Here is a 20,775-nt window from a genome sequence, read left to right as displayed (position 1 = left end):
GCGAGCGGATCAAGCGAAAGATCTACACGGATCGGGCGCAGGCGCGCTCGGATGTGTTCGATTACATCGAGCTCTTCTACAACCCACGACGACGCCACGGTTTCACCAACCAGCTCTCGCCGGTAGAGTTCGAGCGGCAGTATTTTTTGAAGAACGGGACCGTCTAGGAAACCCGGGGCGATTCATTATATCAGCCCTGAAATATCCGCCAATACTAGGATTTATCGTAAATCAACACCCTGTTAGGGGCCGCTCGCTCTGCCACACGGATGCTGCGCGCTGTTTCTCGAAACAGAGGACGCAGGAATTCAGCGTCAGGACAGTCAACCCAAGCACGATTCAGAGGGCGCCTCTACGACGGCGGCAGGGACACCGCATGTATAGGATCGGGCCGACGGTTTCTTGCTCACGTCGTGGGGAAATTGATTTGTACCGGATCGCCGCGCTACCCGCGCGGCGATCCGTTCCGTGCTTCGATCACAAGATCGAGCACTACTTATGAAAACGAATTACTTCGATCAAAGCCGCCACTCGAGTTCGGGGTTTTCGCCCGGGTTGTAGGCGACGCCCCACACCTTCTGCTCGCGCTTGTACGGCTTCTGATGCTGCGGATCCTTGTCTTCGATTTCGCGCGCCAGGCGGTGGCCATCGAAAGTCGCGTCCGCGATGATCCGGGGTGCCTCGGCGTCTCCGATCACGAATACGTCGGTGATGCCGTTTTTCGCCCACTCATCCTTGCGCGCCTTCAATTCGCGATACAGCTTGTCTTCGGAGCGTCGCGAAGTGACCAGGATCACGGTGTCGCAGTCGTGCCATTGGTGGGTGTCGTTGGCCTTGCGCGGCAATTGGCCGGTGCCCTTGAATTCGCGCTTGTAGCCTTCGCCCCAGATGTTGAAGAGCTCGACCCGTCCCGGCTCGACCCGCGAGCAGCCGGTTTCGCCAAGCACCTTGATGTCGAGTTCACGGATGAGCCGCTGCATGTTCGCGCCTTCGAGGGTGAAATCCATGTAAGCACCGAGCGCGCAGACGGTGGCAACGGTGACCTCGTGACCCGCGCGGGCGAGCTTCTCGGCGAGGCTCGGGGCCATGTAGTACGGATCGTAGTTGACGATCATCACCCGCTTGCCGACCTGCTTCTTGCCTTCGAAGACCTGCTCGGGCGTCAGCACGTGCGGCAGATTCGCGTCCGCACCCGGAATCGGCTCGTGCGTACGGTGGTTGACGCCGGTAGTGCTCCATTTCGCGCCCGTGGCGATGATGACGCGCGCGGCGCCGTAGGCAAGGATGTCGTCGGCCGTCATCGGTTTCACGCCGAGGGCGACCTGACAATTCTTGTTTTTCTTCGTCAACTTCTGCAGTTGCGTTTCGCGATAGTCGCGGTGGTAGCTCCATTCCGCCAGACCCGGCAGGGTCGCGACTTCATTCACGTAACCGCCGATCTTGTCGCGCGCGTCGACGAGGTGAACGACGTAGCCGCGCTCCATCAGCACCCGGGCGCATTCCGAACCGGCAGGGCCGGCGCCGACGATCAGCACGTCCTGGTCCGATTTTGCCGGCTCGAATTTCTCCGGGTGCCATCCGCGGCGGTATTCCTCGCCGGCCGTCGCGTTCTGCGTGCAGATGAACGGCACGCCGCCCATCTCCCAGCGCGAGATGCAGACGTTACACCCGATGCAGGTGCGGATATCGTCGACACGCCCCTCGTCGATCTTGCGCGGAAGCCACGGATCGGCGATCGACGGCCGCGCGGCGCCGATGATGTCGACGATGCCGGACGACACCACCTGCAGCATCTTCTCCGGATCGTAATAGCGCCCGACGCCGACCACCGGCTTGCTCGTCGCCTGCTTGATGAAGCGGATCCAGTCGTTTTCGTGTCCGATCTGGTAAAAGCGCGACGGCCCCGCGTCTTCGCCCCATTCGGTGATGTCGCCGATATTCACGTCCCACAGATCGAGGTAGGGCGAAGCCATCTCGACGAACTTCAGGCCGTCCTCGCCGATTTCGACGCCCTTGTTGCCATATAGCGTATCGACTGCACAGCGGGTGACGAGGGCGCAATCGTCGTTCAGGGCCTTTTTCAGTTTTTCGAGCGTTTCGATCCAGAAGCGCGCGCGGTTCTGGAAGCTGCCGCCATATTCGTCGGTGCGGCGGTTGTAATACGGGTTGAGCCACTGCATCGGCCCGTAAGCGTGGGCGCCATACACGTTGATGAGATCGAATCCGGAGTCGCGCGCGCGCAGCGCCGCGTCCACGTATTGCTGCTGGAGGCGCAGGAGTTCGTCCTTGTCCGCTTCGTGGTTGTAGGTGAACCCGGGGCAGCCCGGCACCGTCGCGAAATCGGAGTTGTACTGGCTCGGACCGCGCGAGATCGTGCGCGACTCCAGCCCCGGCGCATGAGGTCCGCCATAGAACAGTTCGCAACCGGCGAGCGAACCGTGGCTGTGAACATGGTCCACCATTGCGCGCAGGTTGCGCATGTCGCCCTGATCCCAGATCCGGGCCGTGATCCGCAGCGTGTCGTCGCATTCGGGGTGAATCGAGCACTGCTCGGTATTGACCGCACCCCAGCCGCCCTCGGCCTTGATTCCGCGGTGGGCCATGTTCATGCCGGGATGATTGGTGCCCGCGCCGTTGCAATGCGGCACTTGATAGAAGCGATTGCGAATGGTCTTCGAGCCAATCTGGACCGGGGTGAATAGGATGTCAAATCTCGGATCGCGAGCCATGGTTGCTGAACCTCCTTGGTGTGGACTTCGACTGTGAATCGACTTTCCCGACTACCTGGCAAGACAAACGAAACGCGTGAAACCGGATATTCGTGACGGATTCATTTCGACGCTCAATTCCCGCCCGAAGCCCGAACCCGCATCGGATCGTAGAAGGGGCAGCGCACGACTTTGCCGTCGAACACGCTTCCGTCCGGATTGCGTACCTGGATTGCCGTGCCGATCGCTTGCGCAGCGGGCTGCAGATGGGCGAGGGCGATCGACTGCATCAAATGCTGGCTATAGGACGGGCTGGTGACGATCCCGACGTCCTGCCCATCGAGAAGGATTCGTGCTCCCGGCTCGACCGCGGCCTTGTGTTTCACCCAGATTCCGCCGTGCTTGAAGCGCTCCTTGCCCTTGGCTGCGAGCACAGCCTGCTTCCCGCGATATTCGCCCTTGGTCGAAACCGTCCATCCCATGCCGACCTCCCACGGCGTCGTGTCGCCCTCGGGCATGTCGAGTGGGTAGAACAGCAAACCCGATTCGATGCGCAGCGCGTTGAGCGCGGTCCAGGAGCCGGGCATCAGCCCGTGCACCTCGCCTGCTTCTACGACCGCGTCCCAGATATGCAGCGCGTCCGCCGAGCGGCAGTAGATCTCGACGCCGTATTCGCCGGTAAAGCCGCCGAGAAAGATCCGCACGTCGCGGCCGAAAAGCTTCGCTTCCGCATGGTCGAACCACTTCAGGCGCGAAAGATCGAGCGAGCAGTGAGGCTGCAGCGCCGCGCGGGTGCGCGGTCCCTGCACAGCGATGAGGTTCACATCGTCGTCCCAGCGGACCTGGACATTGCGGCCTTCCGCACTCGCCAGGAGGTTAGCCGGCGTGGCGCCGCCGCCGTGGCACAGCCGGAACGTGTCCGCTGCATCCCGCTGGACGATGATGTCGTCGACGATCCTGCCGGCGTCGTCGAGTTCGCTTCCGACTTGCCCGGTGCCGGGCGCCATCGACAGGCAGTCACACGAGACGAGGTGATCCACGACGCGGTCGGCGTCGGGACCCGACACGATGGCCGTATGGACCGCGGATACGTCGAAGAGACCGATCCGATTGCGCGTCGCTGCCACTTCGTCGAACGCGTCCGTCGCGTACGTCCATGGCACGGCCATGTCGTTGTACGCTCCGCCTCCGAGATCCGACCCCAAAGCGCGATGGCGCACGTTCAATTCGTTTTTTCGCATACCCGAACTCCTTCAGCTTTTCGAGTGCTCGTGGGAATTAAATCCTGCCTGGGTGAACCGGTTATCGCTTATTCAAACGCGATGTATCGACAGCTAATAACTTATTCCTCCTGTCCTTCAGTTCTAATAACGCTCGCCGCTCGTCAATTCCTCGCGAGCGGATGAATTCCTGATGCTCCCGGCGCGGAAATTTCCATTCACAAATGTCGGGTCGCCGGTCTCCTTCAATTGCAATCGACATTCCCTTTTCCGGATGTTTTCGGAGTCGATCGCCGGCGAGGGCAATAAAATGCCGGTGCGAAATGCAATTTCGCTACAACCGAGTTGTTCCGGAGAATGAAAATGTGGTGGGCGACGAAACGAATTCTGGGAGTCGGGAGGACGAAGCAGCAATTCTCACCTGTGGTTACCACCCGGGAGGTAGGCCCGAATGGCCGATTACTCGCGATTGGTGCGCGATGCGGAACACGTTCGTGGGGAAAGTCCCGAAATGTCCCGGAGTTGACGCGGAGATATCGTCCCCCGAAGTCCGCTCGAATTCTGAATATTGGCTGAATCGGTCCTTCAGTGTCCGTTCAGCCTGGCTCTCAGAGAATGGCCACATGGTCGAGCTCCGGCCATCCATCAGTCGCACGAGGAGACAATCATGACGCGCACCAAATTTCATCTTTCCGCCTTTGCACTCGTCACGGGACTGGCGATGTTCGGATCGATCCCCGTTTCGTCGGCCGCAGAGACCGGAACCGCGACCGCCGCGACAGTGCCAGCCGGGCAAGCGCAGACGACCGCGGTCGGTGCCGACCGGATCGCGACCGACGCGCCACTGCGCCAGGGAATGACGACCATTCGTAAGGTCTTCGAGCCCTACATTCCGCTGATCCGATCCGGCCAATTCGGCAATGGGCATTACGCCGCGGTCGGTACCGCGGTGAATCAGCAGATCGAATACATCGTCGGGAATTGCAAGCTCGATCCCGAAGGTGACCGCGTCCTGCACGAGCTCCTCGTCCAGTTGCAGCTGGGCGCCGACCGATTCGGCGGCAAGGCCGAGGGCACGGCGCGGGATCAGGGTGTCGCGCCGATCGTCGCGGCGCTGAATGATTACGGCCGGTATTTCGATCACCCGGACTGGCAGCCGATTCGCGAGGCTCAATAACGGGTCGGGTCGGAACGCCATCGACCTCCGGCACGAGTGGCCGAGGTCGTTGGCAGGTCGAGCTTTTCGGCGAACGGGACCAGGCCGGCGCGATGTTCGACCGGCATCGCCATCCGCACTCGTCGTCTATCCTTCCCGGAGGAACACGATCGGGGAGGAGGACAGATGGCGAACGACATGGATCTGCAGCACCTGCGGCGCTGCGTGGAACTCGCGGCGGAGGCGTTGGCGGCCGGGGACGAGGCTTTCGGCTCGGTGCTTGTTGCCGCGGACGGACGGGTGCTGGCCGAGGACCGGAACCGGGTTTCCGGCGGCGATGCGACGCGACATCCGGAATTCGAACTCGCGCGCTGGGCGGCGGCGAACATGACACCGGACGAGCGCGCGAAGGCGACGGTGTATACGTCGGGCGAGCATTGCCCGATGTGCGCCGCCGCGCATGCATGGGTCGGGCTGGGCCGGATCGTCTATGCCACGTCGTCCGGTCAGTTCGCCGAATGGCTCGCGGAACTCGGGGTGCCGCCGGGGCCGGTGAAGGCGCTACCGATTCAGGAGCTTGCGCCACATGTCACGGTCGACGGACCATTCCCCGAGTTCGCCGACGCGATCCGTGAGCTCCACGTCCGGCACTACGGGAATCGAAGGGGCGGGCAAAAAACCTGACGGACGACGCTGGCGGGGTCGCGGAGTCGGCTTACAAGACATCCGCGAGGTGCGCGAACGACCTCGCGATGAGTTCCAGGCCTTGCCGCGCTCCGACGGGCACACTCACGGCGGCCTTGCCCCGGGTCTGCGCATGGCGCGGGTTGATCCTGATCAGTGGCCAGCCGCTGCCTTCGCCAATCCAACGGATCGATGGCAGGTCGACGCCGGCGCCGAGTTCGATCACGACCGGGGCGGCCACCTTCTGCGACCAAGCATCGAAGCGCTCGTGCTGCTTTTCGGCGCGAGCATCGACCCATGCAGCATCATCGAACATCAGGATGTTCGGTCGTGCGAGGCCGCCGCAGCGACCGCATCGCGGGAGCGTGTTGCCGATCCATTCGCAGCGTTCGTCGTCGGTTTCGGGTTCGATGCCGCTCGCGGACCACAGGGATTCATCGCATCTCCCGCAGCATTGCAGGTGATGGATGGAGCCGTGGATTTCCAGGATCCGCTCTTCGACAAAGCCGGCCTTCTGGAACTGGCCGTCGACGTTGCTCGTCACGACGAATGCGCCATGCGGCAGGCGGCCGGCCATCGCCCGAAGCAGCTCGAAGCCCGCATGGGGCACGGTTTTTCGGTACAGCGCGAGCCGATGCCCATAGAAACCCCAGGCGCGTTTTGGATCGGCATCGAATGCGGCAGGATTCGCGATCGCCTGGAAATTGGTGCCGGCGTGGGCGAGGGCGGGGTAGGCTTTCCAGAAGCCCTCGGTGCCTCGAAAGTCGGGCAAACCGGAATCGACTCCCATGCCCGCCCCGGCCGTGATCAGCAGGCCGTCGGCGGTGGAGAGGAGTTGTGCGGCGCGAAGAATCGGATCTGAATGCATGATGGCGCGAATGGTACGTCGACCGAGGTGTCCGCTGCGAGCACGTTGCGTGCCGCGGGGCAGCCCCTCCTTCGCCTGGTGCGGGGGGAGCGGGTCTCGGCCGGCGAAGCCTCGTCGACCCCGGGTCGGCGGAGGTCTGCCGACGGGGTCCGGATCAGGGCGAATGTTCGAGCGACCGACCCCTCGGCGTCGACGAAACGCGCGCTGATCTGTGCGCCGCGCGACGTCAGTCGCAGGCAGTCACGCGCTGGATCCGGTCCTGCGGCCCCGGCGATACGGCCGCGTGCGTCGCGAAGTAGGCTTCGAGCGCGTCGACGTCGAGTTCACCGCCGAGGGATTCGCGCCCGAGGTTGAACACGCCGAAGTTGTCGCCGCCGGTGGCGAGAAAGGAGTTCATCGCCACGCGATAGCTCGCGCTCTTGTCGATCGGTACGCCGTTCAGTGAAATCGAGCCGTCGCAGACGTAATCGCCACCGAGCGGACTCGAGTTCGGGGTGAAGCGATGGCGATACGAAAAGCCTTCCGACACCTGCAGAATGCGGCCGCCCGACGGCTGGTTCGGCGCCCATTGCTGGTTGAGCAGGTCGTAGACCTGTTGTCCGGTGAGCGTCTTGACGACGAGGCTGTTGCCGAATGGCTGCACGGTGAATGCCTCGCCGTAAGTGACGCGCCCGTCCCCTTCGCCGCCACTGGCCGCATGCACGAGATCGGCGCGGATGCCCCCCGGATTCATGAAGGCTGCGACCGCGCTGCCGCGTTCGGCCGCAGACGTCGCGAGGAGTTGTGCGTCGGCGATCACGTCGCCGAGTGCCGATTCCCCAGCGGCGTTCGCGGTCCGCGTGATGTCTGCGGCGATCGTGCCGATGACGCGACTGGCGATCGGCTCGGTGAGGGCGTTGTACGCCGCGATGATCGCACCGACGTCTTCGGCCGGCGCGATCGGCTCTCCCGCATTGAGAAAGTTCGTCCGGTCGACGAGCCGGTTTTCGATATGTGCGGCGACGACATCGCGCGAGTCGGTGTCGAGGGTCAGATCGATGCTGGTCACCAGACGACCGAAAGCGCCTGCGCTCGTAACCGGGATGGCCCTCGCCGCGGCATTCGGCAGCCGGCAGTTGTAGGCCTGGTGCGTGTGGCCCGAAACGACCAGATCGACCGCGTCGTCGAGTCTCGCGACGATGTCGACAATCGGGCCGGCCGCGCCGCTGCAGCCGTCGATGCTGCCCGGCGCGAAGCCGCCTTCATGCACCAGCACGACGATCGCTTCGACGCGCTCGCGCCTGAGCTCGGCCACGAGCGCATTCACCGTTTCGGCCTCGTCGCGGAACTCGAGGCCGGCAATGCCCGATGGCGTGACGATCGACGGCGTGGCGCGCAGCGTGAGTCCGATGAAAGCAACGCGGATGTCGCCGAATTCGCGGACGCCGTAGGGCGGGAACGGCGTCGTGCCCGTCGCGCCGTCCTCGACGTTTGCGGCGAGGAACTCGAATGCGGCGCCTTCGAACGGGTAGGGAGTGCCGACCTTGTCGCCCTGGCACGAGTTCGGGTCGGTCGGGTGACAGCCGCCGTTCTGCAGGCGCAACAGCTCGTCCTTGCCTTCGTCGAACTCGTGGTTGCCGACCGCGTTGAAGTCGAGGCCGACGCGGTTCATCGACTCGATCGTCGGCTCGTCATGGAACAGCGCGGAATTCAGCGGGCTTGCGCCGATCAGGTCGCCCGCCGAGACGACCACGCTGTACGGCGCGCCCTGCCGCAGCTGGCGTACGAGCCCGGCGAGGAAATCGGCGCCGCCCGCCGGAACGCCGCTGCGGGCACCGGTCGGCAGCGTCACGAAGAGACCATCGGCGTCGCTGCGCAGCGTCAAACCCGCGCCGTCGATGTTGCCGTGGAAATCGTTGAAGGCGATTACGCGTACCGTCGTGGTCTTGCCGACCTGTGACCGGGCGGCCGCGTTCGTCAGCACCGCGGCTTCCCGCGAGTCGATCACGTCGCTTGCCCGCCATCCGGCAACGAGGCGCGTCAGCTCGGCGACGAACTCACCGTGATTCGCGTAGCGGGCGCCTTCGGCGGCGGTGTCCACGATCAGGTCCGCGAGACAGCGATCGCCGACCGCCCGATCGGCAACTGCAGTGACAATCGCCGCGGCACCTTCGCCGATACGGATCGCGCCCCCGCACAGCGGTGAGGCGGCGAACACACTGGGCGTGATCGCAAGGGTGACGGCGGCGGCAACGAGCTTGGACGTGGCGCGCATCGGGGAACTCCGGGGTGGCGGCGAACCGGCTGCGTGCCGGTACGGTCTCGCGCAGAGGTGAGGGTGAAGTAGGCGCAGCGAGGGCCGACGCCGGCGCGCGAGACCGGGAGGCCGCACGCCCGTTCGTCGTCGAACCGCCCCGTCAGCGCAGGCCCATGCAGTTCGCGTAGTAGGTGACAGTCGCAGGCCAGTCGCTGAAGATGCCGCGAACACCGACCTCGTCGGCGAGGACGTGGACCACCTCCAGCATGTCGCCTTCGCGATCGACCGCCGAATCGAAGCTCTGGTAGTAGAAGCCGTTTTTGCCGTCGGCGAGCACGCCCGAGCGTTCCAGCGTCCACGCGATGATGTCGAGACCGGCCGCCTTCGCGTCGCGTGCATAAGCCGACGCCACGATGTCGCCCGACGCGCCCTCCGCGAGCAGCGCGAAGATCGGCGGCGCGACGATGTTGATGCCGACTGCCTTGTAGGCCGCCAGTTCGTCCGCTGCGGGCAGGTCGGCTTCCGTTTCGGCGTCGTCGAGATAGACCGCCTGCTCGCCGAACGCGGGTTCCTTCGCGATCCAGTACAGCACGTCGCGCTGGTCGAAGGACTGGGGCCATACCTTGCGCGGCGACACGCCGGCCGCCTTGTACTCGTCGATCATCTTCTGCGCGTACGCCTGTTGCGTGAAGCCGTCGAACGGCATCGGCATTGCCGGACTCTTGAGCTCGGGCGTCATCTTGACGCCCATCTGCTCGAACAACGCGATGCTCTCCTTGTGCGTCATCAGCGTGCCGCTCGTCGGGCCGGCATAAAGGTCGGTGCGCCAGTTGGCCGTCCCGCCCATGTATTCCTCGACGGTCCGCGCCCGCGGGTTCGACGCGTCCATCTTGCCGCGCAGCATCCTGAATTCCGCGAGCGTGATGTCGCTCGTCCGGCACTCGGCATTCGCGGGCGTCAGGAGCTTGCCGTCCGGGGCGAAGATCGCCGGCGTGAAGGGGCGCGTGCATTTGGCCGAAAGTTCGGGAATCGCGAGGATGTTCGTCGTCGAATGGAGGTCGTTCTGCGCATGACGGCAGACGAGTTCCTTGTCCTTCGTGAAGACGACGTCGCATTCAACGATGCCGGCGCCCATTCGCGCGGCAGCCTCGTAGGATTCGCGAGTGTGCTCGGGAAACTGCAATGGCGCGCCGCGGTAGCCGATGGAAAAGTCACTGCGCTTGAACGGCCCATCGGAGCAGGCGAGCAGCGTCTGCCGAAGGGCGCTGTCCGCCATGTCGTTCACCAGAAAGAAGGGGCGGGGACCCAGCTGGATGCTGTCGCCGCCCCGGTTGTAGTTCGCTCCGGATTCCGCGCCCTGGCCGGCGAACGAGGTCGCGGGCGACGCGGTGGCAAGGGCGGTGAGCAACATCAGGTCGTTCAGAGTCATGCGCACGTTGAGCTCCTCGACGTAAGAACAGCGGATTGCGGGAGGGAACGTGACGATGGAATCGGCACGCGGTAAACGCGTCCGCTACGCTATTCGCTGTTTGTTGCTCGCCGATGAAGGGGCGCCACGGATCGCGGACCCGGCGCATGTCGCCTCGCGAAGCGGAGCGACATCGCGTCGCTCCGTACGGCCGATTTGGCAGCGGAAATGGCAGGTTGCCGGGGAACGCGCTCGGGGCAGGCGAATGCCCCGGCGGGCAGGCCGTGGATGCCCGCGGGGGTGACGATCACGCCATCTGGAGTTTGGCCGAGTCGATGAGGAAGGGCCGCAGAAGGGCCTGGAAGCGTTCCGCGCTCTGTTGCGGGTCGTAGCGCCCGAACAGCACGACTTGTTCGGCCAGACGTGATCGCGGAACGAGGTTCAGGATGCGGTGGCGCTCTTCGAGAATCCCCGAGCACATCCTCGGGGTGACGAAACCGAAAGTGATGGGGCGAAACAGGCCGCCGGGGCTGTGCGTATGATAACGCAGCGGCTCGACAGGCAGTGCGGGATCGGTCTGGGTATTCATCGCGGTCGGAATGGCGGTGGCAACAGCCGCTACTGTAAGCAGGTATGGTTGCAACAGCATGTCAGGGCCTCGACCGGCAGTCCCGCTCGAGCGTAGGGGGTGCAGGCCCGGGCGACAACCGTGTCGGCAGCGGCAGCTCGAACTGCCAGCGAGACTCAGGCTTCGTCCGCCGCGAGCCGTGCGAGGCGTGCGACGAGTTCGTGCGGCACGCGCTCTTCGACGCGCATCTCACCGCCGTAGATCGCACCGTCATTGCCATCGATGGTGACGAGGTCGCCTTCGCTCAGCACGGTGGTCCCGAATCGGATGGACCGTTCCGCCTCGTCGATCACGAGCGCGTCGCAGCCGACGAGACACACCTTGCCCAGCTGTCGTGCTACGACCGCCGCATGCGAGGTGCGCGCACCCTGGCGCGTAAGAAGTCCGTCGGACAGGGCGAGGGCATCGATGTCGTGGGTGTCGGCGTGTGCACGGACAAGCACGAGCGGGACGCCGGCGGCGTGCCTTTCCCGTGCGCGTGATTCGCTCAGCACGACTTCGCCGCACGCGACCCCGTTGCGGCCGACGTCGCGCGCGTCAGCGGCGCGAGCGCTTTGCCGTCCCGGGCGACGACGGTTCGCTGCGCGAGCCGCTTCGCGTCGAGTCCGACGGTGCGTTCCCGGGCCGTGTCTTTCGAGATGACGCCGGCGTCGTGCAGGTCGAGCGCGATGCGGGCGGCCGCCTGCGGCGTGCGCTTGCCACTGCGGGTCTGCAGCAGATACAGCCGGCCATCCAGCACCGTGAACTCGAAATCCTGCATGTCGCCGAACGCATGCTCGAGCCGGTCCGCGATGCCCGACAGGGATTCCCACACCCTTGGCGCGACCGCCGCGAGTTCCTCATGCCCGGCAGCCGAGCGGCGCCCGCCGACCACATCTTCACCTTGCGCGTTGAAGAGGAAGTCGACCCACGGCGAGGGCTCGCCCGTGCTCGGATTGCGGGTGAAGCCGACGCCGGCACCCGACATTCCGCCCGCGTTGCCGAACACCATCTGCTGCACGGTGACCGCCGTGCCCAGCGTGGACGACAAGTCGTGCATCCGGCGGTAGGCCTGCGCCTTGGCGCTGTTCCAGGACGCGAACACGGCGTCGATCGCGGCCTCGAGCTGCACTTGCGGATCCTGCGGAAAGGGCTGGCCCGCTTCGCGCGCGTAGGTGGCGAGATGCAGTCGCGTGAGGGCGCGGAGCTCGGCGAAATCGAACTCCCGCTCCTCCGCCTTGCCGGTGATCGTCCGCAGATCGGCTTCGAAACAGGCCGAATCGATGCCGGCGACGACTTCACCGTAACCGGCGACGAGGCGGCGATAGGCATCCCACGCGAGGCGAGGATTTCCGGTGAGCTGCACGAATCCTGGAAGGGTGTCGTCGGTGAGTCCGATGTCGAGGACCGTTTCGAGCATCCCCGGCATCGACACCGGCGCACCGGATCGCGTTCAGCACCCGCCACAGCGCGGCGACGAAGTCCTCCTGGTCCTCGGCATTGCTCTTATCGTCGAGTGCACCGGCGATCGCGAGCGCCCTGACGTGATCCTGGGTGGCGGCGAGCACCGCATCGGCCAGCGCCTGCATGACCCGACGCACTTCGCCGTGCCAGCCCTTGTGATGATCGTCGGCGATAAGCGTAAGCAGGAAGGCCGCCTCCTCGAGCGCATCGGCCACATCGTCGGCGCCCTCGATCAGCGTCGCGAACGGCTGCCAGCGCTGATGCTGCTCGGCCCAGGTCCGCGCACGAGTCACGAGCTGGTCCGCCTGATGTTCCCATTCCTTCGCACGCGCCGCGAGCTTCTCCGCGGCGTTGCGATCGCGCTCGACCCCGTGGGCGAGCCCGTCCCGCAGCGCTTCGGCGAGCGCGTGACAGTAGGCCGCGTGCTCATTGAGCAGATCGAACTCGTCGCGCGGATGCATGCGCCGCACCAGCAGCAGGCGGGTGTCATCGGCGACCATCGAGGCGGACTGGCGCTCGCGAACGGCACCGACAGCACCTGCACCAGGAATTCGCGCGCCTGATCGCTGCCCAGCACTTGGTCGGGCCGGTCGCCGATCTGGAAATAGTCCGGGCCGAGCGCCTGCATCGCGCCGAAGACGAGCCGCTCGCCGCCACATGCGAGCCATCCCATGTGCCCGACTTCGCGCCGTGCTCCTTCGGCGAGCACGGCGAGCGCGTCGGCTTTCGTGACGAGCAGTTCGAGACGCTTGCGCGCACGGTTCCAGTCGATGAGAAACACGATCCGCGCGCCGAGCGACTCCAGGGTCTCGCGAAGCGCATCTTCGTCGCCGCAGTCGAACGTCGCGGTGCCGACTTCGAAGGCGTCTCCTGCGTTGAGTCCTTCGGTGCTGCGCAACACGGGGGCCGACCACTGCGCGCCGAGTTCCGCGAGCATCGACTGGAAGAATCGAAACCGTCGGCGGTGAAGATCGGAGTACGTCAACGCGACGCGGGTATCCTCGACCTGGATGACGAGCACGTGCGCGTCGTTGGTCCCGATATCGTTCTGCAACAACAGCCGCGCGCCATCCCGCATCGCCGCGGTATCGAGTCCCGGGTGGTTCAGCTTCAGGTCGCGCGTGCGATTGATGCCGCGCATGAAGGCGGCTACGCGGACCCGGTCCTCCTCACCCAACGACCAGACGTGGGCGCCGTCGATCGTCTCGTCCGAAAGCTCCGCGGCGAGACGATTCAGCGCCTTGTGAAGGTCCATCACGAGCAGATGGAAGCTGTCCTCGTCGCCGTGGCGATTTCCGTTCGTGAGGGCGTGCATCTCGTCCGGCCCGAGTCCGTCACCGGTCAGTTGCTCGAGCCAGACGGACCAGCGCGCGACGCGCGGGGCGAGTTCCGGCGACGGCGTCCGGTCACCCTCGACGAGCGGGCGCGCCATGACGGCGAGGTCCTCGCGCAGCAGCGAAGCGGCCCGCGGAAGGTCGGGTACGTGAAGGATGTTCCCGTCCCGATAAGCATTCGCGGGCAGATCCTGCAGCCAGGGCGCCTTGACCTGGGCGGCAGCGAACTCGCGCGACAAGTCCAGGCGGGCGGCGGAGGGCTTGTCGGCGTGCGCAAGGGCCGCCTGGAGGACCGTCAGGTAGAGCTTGAGACGGTCGTTCGCCACGAGCGCGCTGCGGACCCGTGCGGGACGCAGCAACTGGAGCTGACCGAGCGAGGCGACGACGTCGCCCTTTTCCATTTTGGCTTCAGGCGAATTGACGGTGACGAAGGCGGGGCCGACTGCTGACAGCCGTATTCAGCTTGGCAAGGGATTGTTTTCGTGCTGCGGGCGGAGGCGGCGCAAGACGTCCGGGCAAAACCGCTGGAGGCGCCAGCGGTAGAGAACACCGAGAAGGATCTCGAAATCGTCGTACGAGATCTCGTAGAGGCGTCCGAGATCGAAATTTCCGTGATGTTCGAGCGCGGCGAGGAACTCGGAGAGCAGGGCGGCGAAATCCGGGTCGTCGGCCGCCCGGTGTTCGGCAAGCAGGATGGGATCCATGGCGATTCTCCACAGTTGATCAGCCAGGCACCGGCGATTCGGCGAAACCGCACCGGTCGGCGCGAAGGCCTGTTTGCGGCAGTCGGCGTCGGGCGCCGGGATCGCGTGAAGGTTAACGAGCATTAGCGACCCGGGTTCGGCAGGGATTCGATTTCCGCCGCTTGCCCCGACCTCGACCATGTTCCGACGCCGAGTATGGGCGCGCGAAGTTACCGGCGCGTGACGTGCAAAGGGCCTTCTTCATCCAAAGTGAGGTGACGCCGCTTGCGGGACGGATCGAGCGATAGAATAATAAGTTATTACCCAATGGATCGACGATGGGCAAAGCGAACATCATCGCCCTGGTCTCTCAGAAGGGGGGCTCGGGCAAGACCACCCTTACGATGCAACTCGTCGCCGGCCTTGCGCTGCGCGGGTTTCGGGTCTGCGTCGGCGATCTCGACGCCCAGGAAAGCGCATCGCGCTGGATCGAATCGGCCGACGCGAAGGCCGTCATGGAGCTGGCGCGGTTGGCCGGTGACGCGGCGCAGATCCGTCGCGCCCTCGCCCCTCTCGAGCGGGTCAATGATTTCGTCGTGCTCGACTGTCCGCCTTCGATCGAACATTCGCACACGGTCGCCGCGCTCGACGTATGCGACCTCGCGCTGATACCGGTCGTGCCGAGCCCCACCGACCTGTGGTCGACGCGAGCGATCGAAAGGCTGATCGTCAATCGCATGGGCGAGCGTCCGGCGCTGCGCGGAGCCCTCGTTCCGAACCGCGTGACGCGCACCGTGCTCGCTGGCGACGTGCTCGATGTAATGCGCGAATTCTCGCTGCCGGTGCTCGGCGCCGCGTTGTCCCAGCGCAACGCCTATGCGGAATCCGCTGTTCGGGGTGGTTCAGTGTATGACCTCGGGAAAGCTGCCGCAGCGGCGCAGGGCGAAGTCGACCGCCTCGTAACGGCGGTTCTGAATCAATTAGGGAGATAGAAAATGAGTACAAGAACGAACAGCCGCTCGGCGCTTCGCGCCGCATTGAAGCAGGAAGACGCGGCGCTGTCGAACGGCTCGCGGCCCCGGTCGCGACCGTAGTTCCGACGGAAGTGAACCCTGCGGTGGCGATCTCGGCTGCGCTTGCGCCGGCGTCGGCCTCCGTCGCCTCCGTCGCTCCCGTCCCGACCCAGCCGGTTTCGGAGGAGTCCGCGCGATCCAGGCGGGCGACGACGGCTCGCAAGTCGAAGACGGTCGAGCGTCCCGCGGTGGATCGAGCAGCCGCAGCGGAAGCGCCGGTGGCCAAACCTTCAAAACCGGTCCCGAGAAAGAAGGCCGTGTCGAAGGCGATTGAGAAGGCGGCCGCGGCCGTGATCGCCGCTCCTGCGGTAGAAGCGGCGCCCGAAACGAAAAAGGGAGGCGGGAAGGCCGCCGCCCCGCAAGCTCCGACGCCGAGCGAAAAAAAGGAGAAAGCCGGGAAGGTCATCCGTGATTCGTTCTCGATCCCGGCGAGCGAGCATCATCAGCTCAAGTCGCTGCGCGTCGAGCTCGGCAAGGCCGGACGGCTGGCGTCGAAATCCGAAGTGCTGCGCGCCGGACTCAAGCTCCTCGCCGAACGCAGCGTGACGGAGCAGGTCGCGGTTCTCGACGCGCTTCCGGTCGTCGTCAAGGGAAAGCGCAGCAAGAAGCATTGAATCGTGTCCCGGGGTGGCGCCTCCTCCGGAAACATGCGGTAATAGTGCCTCTTCGAGGTTCCGAAAACGAGGCATGAGCATGGCGACCCCTTCTGCGTCCGTCCCCGATGTCGAATCGGTGCGGGCGATTCTGCGACAAGTCATCGACCCGGAGGTCGGCGTCAACATCGTCGACCTCGGGCTCGTATATCGCATCGACGTGAGCGCGGGGCAGGTGCTGATCGAGATGACGATGACGTCTCCGGCTTGTCCCATGGGCGACATGATCATGGACGACATCAACGCTGCGGTCGAAGCGGCGCTTCCCGAGGACATCCCCGTCGTCGTGCAACTCGTATGGGAGCCGCCCTGGAACCCCGGGATGATGAACGAGGCAGCCCGCGAACATTTCGGCTGGCAGCGCGACCGCTAGCCGTCTTCCGGCACACGCGCTGCCGCGCGTCGTCACTCGTCGCTTCACGCCGCCCTTGAAGGCCACGTGAAATCCTTCACCGACCGACCGCAAGATTCGATGAATCTCCGTACCCTCGCGCGTTTCCCATTGCTCGCGCTCGCGATGCTTTCCTTGCTCGCCGGTGTGCTCGGCGGCCTCGCGCGGCTGGCCGTCGACGTGCCGGCGCCTGCTTCGGCGCAGGCAGGCGTCCATGGCGCGCTCATGATCGCGGCGTTCTTCGGAACGGTCATCAGCCTCGAACGCGCGGTGGCGCTCGGGCGGTTCTGGCCTTACCTGGCGCCGGCGCTCGCGGGGCTCGGCGGACTGACGCTGCTCGGCGGCCTCCCGACGATCGCCGCTCAGTGGCTTTTCGTCGGCGGCGGGCTGACCCTTCTCGCCGGAAGCGTCGTGGTGTTGCAGCGTCAGATCGTGTTGTTTACGGTCGTTCTCGCGCTGGGCGCGGCGAGCTGGCTCATCGGGAACCTCGTGTGGCTTGCGACCGGCCTCGTCCAGGCGGCGATTCCGTGGTGGCTCGGCTTTCTCGTGCTGACGATTGCCGGCGAGCGGCTCGAACTGACCCGCTTCCTGCCAGCCCGTCCGGCCGCAGCGCCGCTTTTCGTCGCCAGCGTCGTCATCCTGCTGGCCGGAGCCCTGGCGAGCCACTGGACCGAAGGGGCGGGCCTCAGGGTTTTCGCTTGCGGATTGCTCGCCCTGTCCGCATGGCTGCTGCGGTATGACATCGCGCGGCACAACGCTCGGCAACGGGGCCTCACGCGCTTTATCGCAATCTGCCTGCTGGCGGGTTATGTCTGGCTCGCGATCGGCGCGCTGCTCGGGATCGTGGGCAACTTCGTCCCCGACGCCGCGATGCGCGATGCCGCGCTGCATGCGATCGTGCTCGGCTTCGTGTTCTCGATGGTGTTCGGGCACGCGCCGATCATCTTTCCGGCGGTCGCGAAGGTCCGGATTCCCTACCACCCGGTGTTCTACCTGCCCTTGATCGTCCTGCATGCGTCGCTTGCGCTCCGGGTGCTCGGCAACGGCAGCGACGACTTCGTGTGGCGACAGCAGGGCGCGCTCGCGAATGCGTTCGCGCTGCTGCTCTTCATCGTGACGATGGTGACGAGCGTCGTGCGCGGGCGTCGGCAGCATCCCGGAAGTCGAACGGGGCCTCGGGGCGACACGCGCTGAAGGGTTGAAGCACCTTACAAACTTCACCTCTCCACTGCAGCCGCGCTCGCGGAGCCGATGTCTTCGCTACGGCGGCAGCTCGCAGACGCTCACTCCATGTTCCCGCTCTCGGGCGGGAAGACCGCCCGATATAGCGACTCGGTCGCATATGCGGTGATCGGGAGGACGATTGTCAGCAAGAGCGGGACGATGATCGAGGCGATGACCAGGCTGGCGAGCAACGCGGCCCACAGGACGTTTGCCGCGAAGCTGCGGAACACCGCCCGGACACTGGCGGTGACGGCGACGACGAGGTTTTCGCGGCGGTCGATGATCAGCGGCACCGCGTAAGCCGTCACGCAGAACACGATCAGCGCAAAAAATCCGCCGGCGACCGCAGCGCCGAGGTGGTATCGCAGCACGGTTCCCGAGAGGGGGAACAGTGCGCCGCTGGTGTCCCGCCCCCCGACCATGAAGCTGTACAGGATGCCTGCATCGGTGATCCAGATCACGAACAGGAACCCGCACACGAGCAGGAGGCCCCAGAGGTCGCGCGTGGTGTTCCGGAAGCCCCGGCTGATGTCACGAACGCTCGGGCGCCGACCTTCGTCAATCGCCCGTGCGATCGCGAAAAATCCGGCGAGCAGCGATGGCGCGACGAGCATGAACCCGCCGATCAGCGGGACCGTCATCGGGGCGAAGCCCAGGCGGATCACCGCCGTCAGCAGAACAATGCCGATGATCGCGAATGCCGCGGAGAATGCCATGCTGATCGCCGGCGCGCGAGCGAAAAGGCGCGCGCCGGCGATGACCGACGCGAACACCTGCGTGGGCGGAATGTACGTCGGTACCGGGCGAGAACGGGCCATTGAAGTCTCGGGCGTCGAGTCGAATCAACGGTAAGGCTATGTCGATGCGGGTGCGGAAACCACGATGCAGGTCAATTCCCGAAAGGAAAGCACACCGAACTACCGGGGATCGTCGTTCGTGCTCCGGGTTAAACCGTAATTCCCGGCAACGAAAGTGAACTTTTTGACTTGACGCTCATCAATTTCACGTGCCAACGCAGTGAATATGATCTTCGGTTCGCACCGGAGATCGCTCATTTGACCCCGGCATAAAAGGAGATTTCGATGAAAAAAACCACGTTCGTTCTGGCCGCCTCGCTTGCGGTCCTTTTGTCGGCATGTGGACAGAAGGAAAGCCAGGCGCCAGAGGCCCCTGCAGCGCCTGCAACCACCGCTCCCGAAACGTCGCCCGCGCCCGCTCCGGCTCCCGAAGCACCTGCAGCCCCGGCGCAGCCGACAACCCCGGCAGAGCCGGCGACGACAGCGCCCGCAGCCCCGGATAGCGCAGCAAGCGGAGGCGCTGCGGCCGGCGCCGCGGCGGGAGGAACCGCAAGCGCGAACGGGGCGAGCGTGTTCAACAAGGTCTGCTCGCTTTGCCATGCGGCAGGGGTTGCCGGGGCACCGAAGCCTGGCGACAAGGCCGACTGGGGCCCGCGTATCGCCCAGGGCAAGGAGACGCTCTACAAGCACGCGCTCGAGGGCTTCACTGGCCAGAAGGGCATGATGCCCCCGCGTGGCGGCGGCGCCTCACTGACGGATGACGAAGTCAAGGCGGCCGTGGATTACATGGTCGGGAAGTCGAGCTGATCACACTGAAGCCGGGCCGTAACAGCGGGGCCAGCGAGAAAACGGGAACGCCTTCGGCGGTTCCCGTTTTTTTTGTACGACGGCGCTCGCGAAGGGCGCAGATTCAAAAAGGGTATGAGGTGCGCTCAGGCGTCCGCTTAGTTTCCGGTTTCACCGCGGCCGCGGCCACGGTGAAGCTCGACGGCAATCCGCATCGTCCTATTGCCCGTCACGCGCACATGTTCACCGGAATCAATGCGAAAAGGGGCCGCGATCGGCGGAGCCCCTTCAGCCCTTGTCGAGGATCCCGAGCGTCGGGTCGTCGAGCAGCGCCTGAACCAGTCTGACCACGTTGTCGGTCGGTGCGTGCTCGGGTCCGGTGACCGGGTCAGGACGCAGGGCACCGTTCGCGTCGTGGAGGTGATTCGGAAAGGTGGCGAGCTCGCGATGCAGCGGCGCAGTGTCGATGCCCGCTTCGGCATCGCCGTACGACCACCGCAGAGAGTACGCGTCGGGCGCCGCGTAGCGCACTGTCAGCGTGACTCCGTTGTCGAGGGCGACGACGACCGCGTCCTGCTTTTGCTCCGCAGGTCGGGCGAGCCGTTGCCCGAACGCCTGGTCGACGGCCGCGGCGAGTTCGATGTGGAGGCTCATTTGCGGCCGATCTCCTTGAGGCATTCCGCGAGCAGCGCACGAACCGTCTCGCGTGTGTCGTGAAGGATCCGCGCACCGAGATAGTGCTCGTACGCCGGATGCTCCGGGAGCTTTCCGGTATAGATGCCTTCGAGCAGAGCGATTTCGTCGGCTACGCCGTAGCTCTTGAGTATCGTCTCGCGGTTCTCGCGCAGCTCATAGATCAGGCGGGAGAGCTGCTCGAGCTGGACTGCGTCGTCGGGCTCGAAGTTTTCGTAGAAGACGGGCATGTTTACATACTCTGGTCATGGAGTACGCCACCGTCCGTCACCGCCAGGTCGGGTGTGACGTCGGCGAACGCGAGCACTTTGCCGCCGTATTCGGCGGCAAACTTCTGGGCGTCGCCTTCGAACGCGAACGACGCGATCGTCGGTCCCATGGAGCCGGGACGGGAGCTCCCATGGACGTACCACGCGTTCTTCGCATCGATCCAGTTGTTCTTCGGCTCATTCCAGTCGGCCTTGCCCATGTCCTGGACGAACAGCGCCCGCACGGGGCGGACCTGTTCGGGCTTCAGGTAGATGGAGAACATCTCGACCGTGTCGCAGAAGAACTCGGGCTCCGGTCGATCGGCATAGTGGATCTGCGCTTTCGGGCCGGGATAGTCGGCCAGCAGCATGCCGTCGAGCGAGCACGAAGTGCTGCGGTCGATTTCGACCGGGACCAGGGCCGTAGTCTGTTCGGACTTGCCGCATGCCGCGAGCAGCGTCGTCGCAAAGCAGATCACGAGGAGGTTGCGAAGAAGCGGGCTGCGCAGGGGATTCATTCGGGACTGCGGCCTCGATTCGAG

23 protein-coding genes are annotated in these 20,775 nt (G+C 65.1%); 8 read left to right on the top strand and 15 right to left on the bottom strand.

Annotation, left to right across the window (positions count from 1 at the left end; translation table 11 throughout):
• Positions 1 to 167, top strand: a 167-nt coding sequence (locus ROZ37_RS20025) for an IS3 family transposase (RefSeq protein ID WP_312662307.1), incomplete at its 5' end; no start/stop codon positions are given.
• 351 nt (positions 168 to 518) lie between these two features.
• Here the strand turns inward: ROZ37_RS20025 and ROZ37_RS20020 are convergent.
• Positions 519 to 2,729: an FAD-dependent oxidoreductase gene (locus tag ROZ37_RS20020; RefSeq protein WP_312662303.1), complete on the bottom strand. Its 2,211-nt coding sequence runs from the start codon at positions 2,727 to 2,729 to the stop codon at positions 519 to 521.
• Positions 2,730 to 2,842: 113 nt separating this feature from the next.
• A complete protein-coding gene (locus tag ROZ37_RS20015) occupies positions 2,843 to 3,949 on the bottom strand; it encodes an aminomethyltransferase family protein (protein WP_312662302.1) in 1,107 nt (368 codons plus the stop codon).
• 646 nt (positions 3,950 to 4,595) lie between these two features.
• Between ROZ37_RS20015 and ROZ37_RS20010 the strand changes: the two genes are divergently transcribed.
• Positions 4,596 to 5,105: a hypothetical protein gene (locus ROZ37_RS20010; RefSeq protein WP_312662301.1), complete on the top strand. Its 510-nt coding sequence runs from the start codon at positions 4,596 to 4,598 to the stop codon at positions 5,103 to 5,105.
• A gap of 165 nt (positions 5,106 to 5,270) precedes the next feature.
• Positions 5,271 to 5,768, top strand: a complete 498-nt coding sequence (locus ROZ37_RS20005) for a nucleoside deaminase (RefSeq protein WP_312662300.1) — start codon at positions 5,271 to 5,273, stop codon at positions 5,766 to 5,768.
• A 31-nt stretch (positions 5,769 to 5,799) separates the two neighbouring features.
• On the opposite strand, the gene ROZ37_RS20000 is transcribed toward ROZ37_RS20005, so the two are convergent.
• From ROZ37_RS20000 to ROZ37_RS19960, 9 genes are all read right to left on the bottom strand, one after another.
• A complete protein-coding gene (locus ROZ37_RS20000) occupies positions 5,800 to 6,558 on the bottom strand; it encodes a Sir2 family NAD-dependent protein deacetylase (protein ID WP_312662306.1) in 759 nt (252 codons plus the stop codon).
• 304 nt (positions 6,559 to 6,862) lie between these two features.
• Positions 6,863 to 8,890 carry a bifunctional metallophosphatase/5'-nucleotidase gene (locus tag ROZ37_RS19995; RefSeq protein WP_312662299.1) on the bottom strand — a complete coding sequence of 676 codons (2,028 nt, stop codon included), beginning with the start codon at positions 8,888 to 8,890 and terminating at the stop codon, positions 6,863 to 6,865.
• A gap of 142 nt (positions 8,891 to 9,032) precedes the next feature.
• Positions 9,033 to 10,301 (bottom strand): glycerophosphodiester phosphodiesterase family protein, encoded by a 1,269-nt coding sequence (locus ROZ37_RS19990; protein WP_312662298.1) that lies wholly within the window; start codon positions 10,299 to 10,301, stop codon positions 9,033 to 9,035.
• 286 nt (positions 10,302 to 10,587) lie between these two features.
• On the bottom strand, positions 10,588 to 10,929 hold the full coding sequence (locus tag ROZ37_RS19985; protein ID WP_312662297.1) for a hypothetical protein: 342 nt from the start codon (positions 10,927 to 10,929) through the stop codon (positions 10,588 to 10,590).
• Between the two features lie 95 nt (positions 10,930 to 11,024).
• Complete coding sequence (locus tag ROZ37_RS19980; RefSeq protein WP_312662296.1) at positions 11,025 to 11,351, bottom strand: PEP-utilizing enzyme; 327 nt, start codon at positions 11,349 to 11,351, stop codon at positions 11,025 to 11,027.
• Positions 11,352 to 11,395: 44 nt separating this feature from the next.
• The gene (locus ROZ37_RS19975) at positions 11,396 to 12,286 is read right to left on the bottom strand and encodes a PEP/pyruvate-binding domain-containing protein (RefSeq protein ID WP_312662305.1); all 891 of its coding nucleotides are present in this window, start codon (positions 12,284 to 12,286) and stop codon (positions 11,396 to 11,398) included.
• Entirely contained in the window at positions 12,186 to 12,644 is a 459-nt protein-coding gene (locus ROZ37_RS19970; protein WP_312662295.1) for a hypothetical protein, read from the bottom strand. The genes ROZ37_RS19975 and ROZ37_RS19970 overlap by 101 nt, the downstream gene beginning before the upstream one ends.
• A complete protein-coding gene (locus ROZ37_RS19965; RefSeq protein WP_312662294.1) occupies positions 12,641 to 14,086 on the bottom strand; it encodes a hypothetical protein in 1,446 nt (481 codons plus the stop codon). The genes ROZ37_RS19970 and ROZ37_RS19965 overlap by 4 nt, the downstream gene beginning before the upstream one ends.
• A gap of 57 nt (positions 14,087 to 14,143) precedes the next feature.
• A complete protein-coding gene (locus ROZ37_RS19960; protein ID WP_312662293.1) occupies positions 14,144 to 14,569 on the bottom strand; it encodes a hypothetical protein in 426 nt (141 codons plus the stop codon).
• Between the two features lie 137 nt (positions 14,570 to 14,706).
• Between ROZ37_RS19960 and ROZ37_RS19955 the strand changes: the two genes are divergently transcribed.
• The 4 genes from ROZ37_RS19955 (at position 14,707) to ROZ37_RS19940 (ending at position 17,679) form a co-directional block, all read left to right on the top strand.
• The gene (locus tag ROZ37_RS19955; protein ID WP_312662292.1) at positions 14,707 to 15,360 is read left to right on the top strand and encodes a ParA family protein; all 654 of its coding nucleotides are present in this window, start codon (positions 14,707 to 14,709) and stop codon (positions 15,358 to 15,360) included.
• A gap of 338 nt (positions 15,361 to 15,698) precedes the next feature.
• Entirely contained in the window at positions 15,699 to 16,055 is a 357-nt protein-coding gene (locus ROZ37_RS19950; protein ID WP_312662291.1) for a hypothetical protein, read from the top strand.
• 79 nt (positions 16,056 to 16,134) lie between these two features.
• Entirely contained in the window at positions 16,135 to 16,467 is a 333-nt protein-coding gene (locus ROZ37_RS19945) for a metal-sulfur cluster assembly factor (RefSeq protein ID WP_312662290.1), read from the top strand.
• Positions 16,468 to 16,566: 99 nt separating this feature from the next.
• A complete protein-coding gene (locus tag ROZ37_RS19940; RefSeq protein WP_312662289.1) occupies positions 16,567 to 17,679 on the top strand; it encodes a hypothetical protein in 1,113 nt (370 codons plus the stop codon).
• An 89-nt stretch (positions 17,680 to 17,768) separates the two neighbouring features.
• Here ROZ37_RS19940 and ROZ37_RS19935 read toward each other — a convergent pair whose 3' ends face one another.
• Positions 17,769 to 18,527: a DUF2189 domain-containing protein gene (locus ROZ37_RS19935; RefSeq protein ID WP_312662288.1), complete on the bottom strand. Its 759-nt coding sequence runs from the start codon at positions 18,525 to 18,527 to the stop codon at positions 17,769 to 17,771.
• A 264-nt stretch (positions 18,528 to 18,791) separates the two neighbouring features.
• On the opposite strand from ROZ37_RS19935, the gene ROZ37_RS19930 reads away from it, so the two are divergent.
• Entirely contained in the window at positions 18,792 to 19,313 is a 522-nt protein-coding gene (locus ROZ37_RS19930) for a c-type cytochrome (RefSeq protein WP_312662287.1), read from the top strand.
• A 267-nt stretch (positions 19,314 to 19,580) separates the two neighbouring features.
• Here ROZ37_RS19930 and ROZ37_RS19925 read toward each other — a convergent pair whose 3' ends face one another.
• From ROZ37_RS19925 to ROZ37_RS19915, 3 genes are read right to left on the bottom strand one after another with little or no spacing between them, the layout of a single operon-like run.
• Positions 19,581 to 19,946 carry a hypothetical protein gene (locus tag ROZ37_RS19925; protein ID WP_312662285.1) on the bottom strand — a complete coding sequence of 122 codons (366 nt, stop codon included), beginning with the start codon at positions 19,944 to 19,946 and terminating at the stop codon, positions 19,581 to 19,583.
• Positions 19,943 to 20,215, bottom strand: coding sequence for a hypothetical protein (locus ROZ37_RS19920; RefSeq protein WP_312662283.1), 273 nt, complete (start codon positions 20,213 to 20,215; stop codon positions 19,943 to 19,945). Before ROZ37_RS19920 ends, ROZ37_RS19925 begins: the two co-directional genes overlap by 4 nt.
• 2 nt (positions 20,216 to 20,217) lie before the next feature.
• A complete protein-coding gene (locus ROZ37_RS19915) occupies positions 20,218 to 20,751 on the bottom strand; it encodes a nitrous oxide reductase accessory protein NosL (RefSeq protein ID WP_312662280.1) in 534 nt (177 codons plus the stop codon).
• Positions 20,752 to 20,775: the final 24 nt, after the last annotated feature.

The organism is Aromatoleum sp. (assembly GCF_032027225.1).
Taxonomy (GTDB): domain Bacteria; phylum Pseudomonadota; class Gammaproteobacteria; order Burkholderiales; family Rhodocyclaceae; genus Aromatoleum.
Note: the sequence above shows the minus strand (reverse complement) of the source record. Positions and strands in the feature narration are given on the sequence as shown.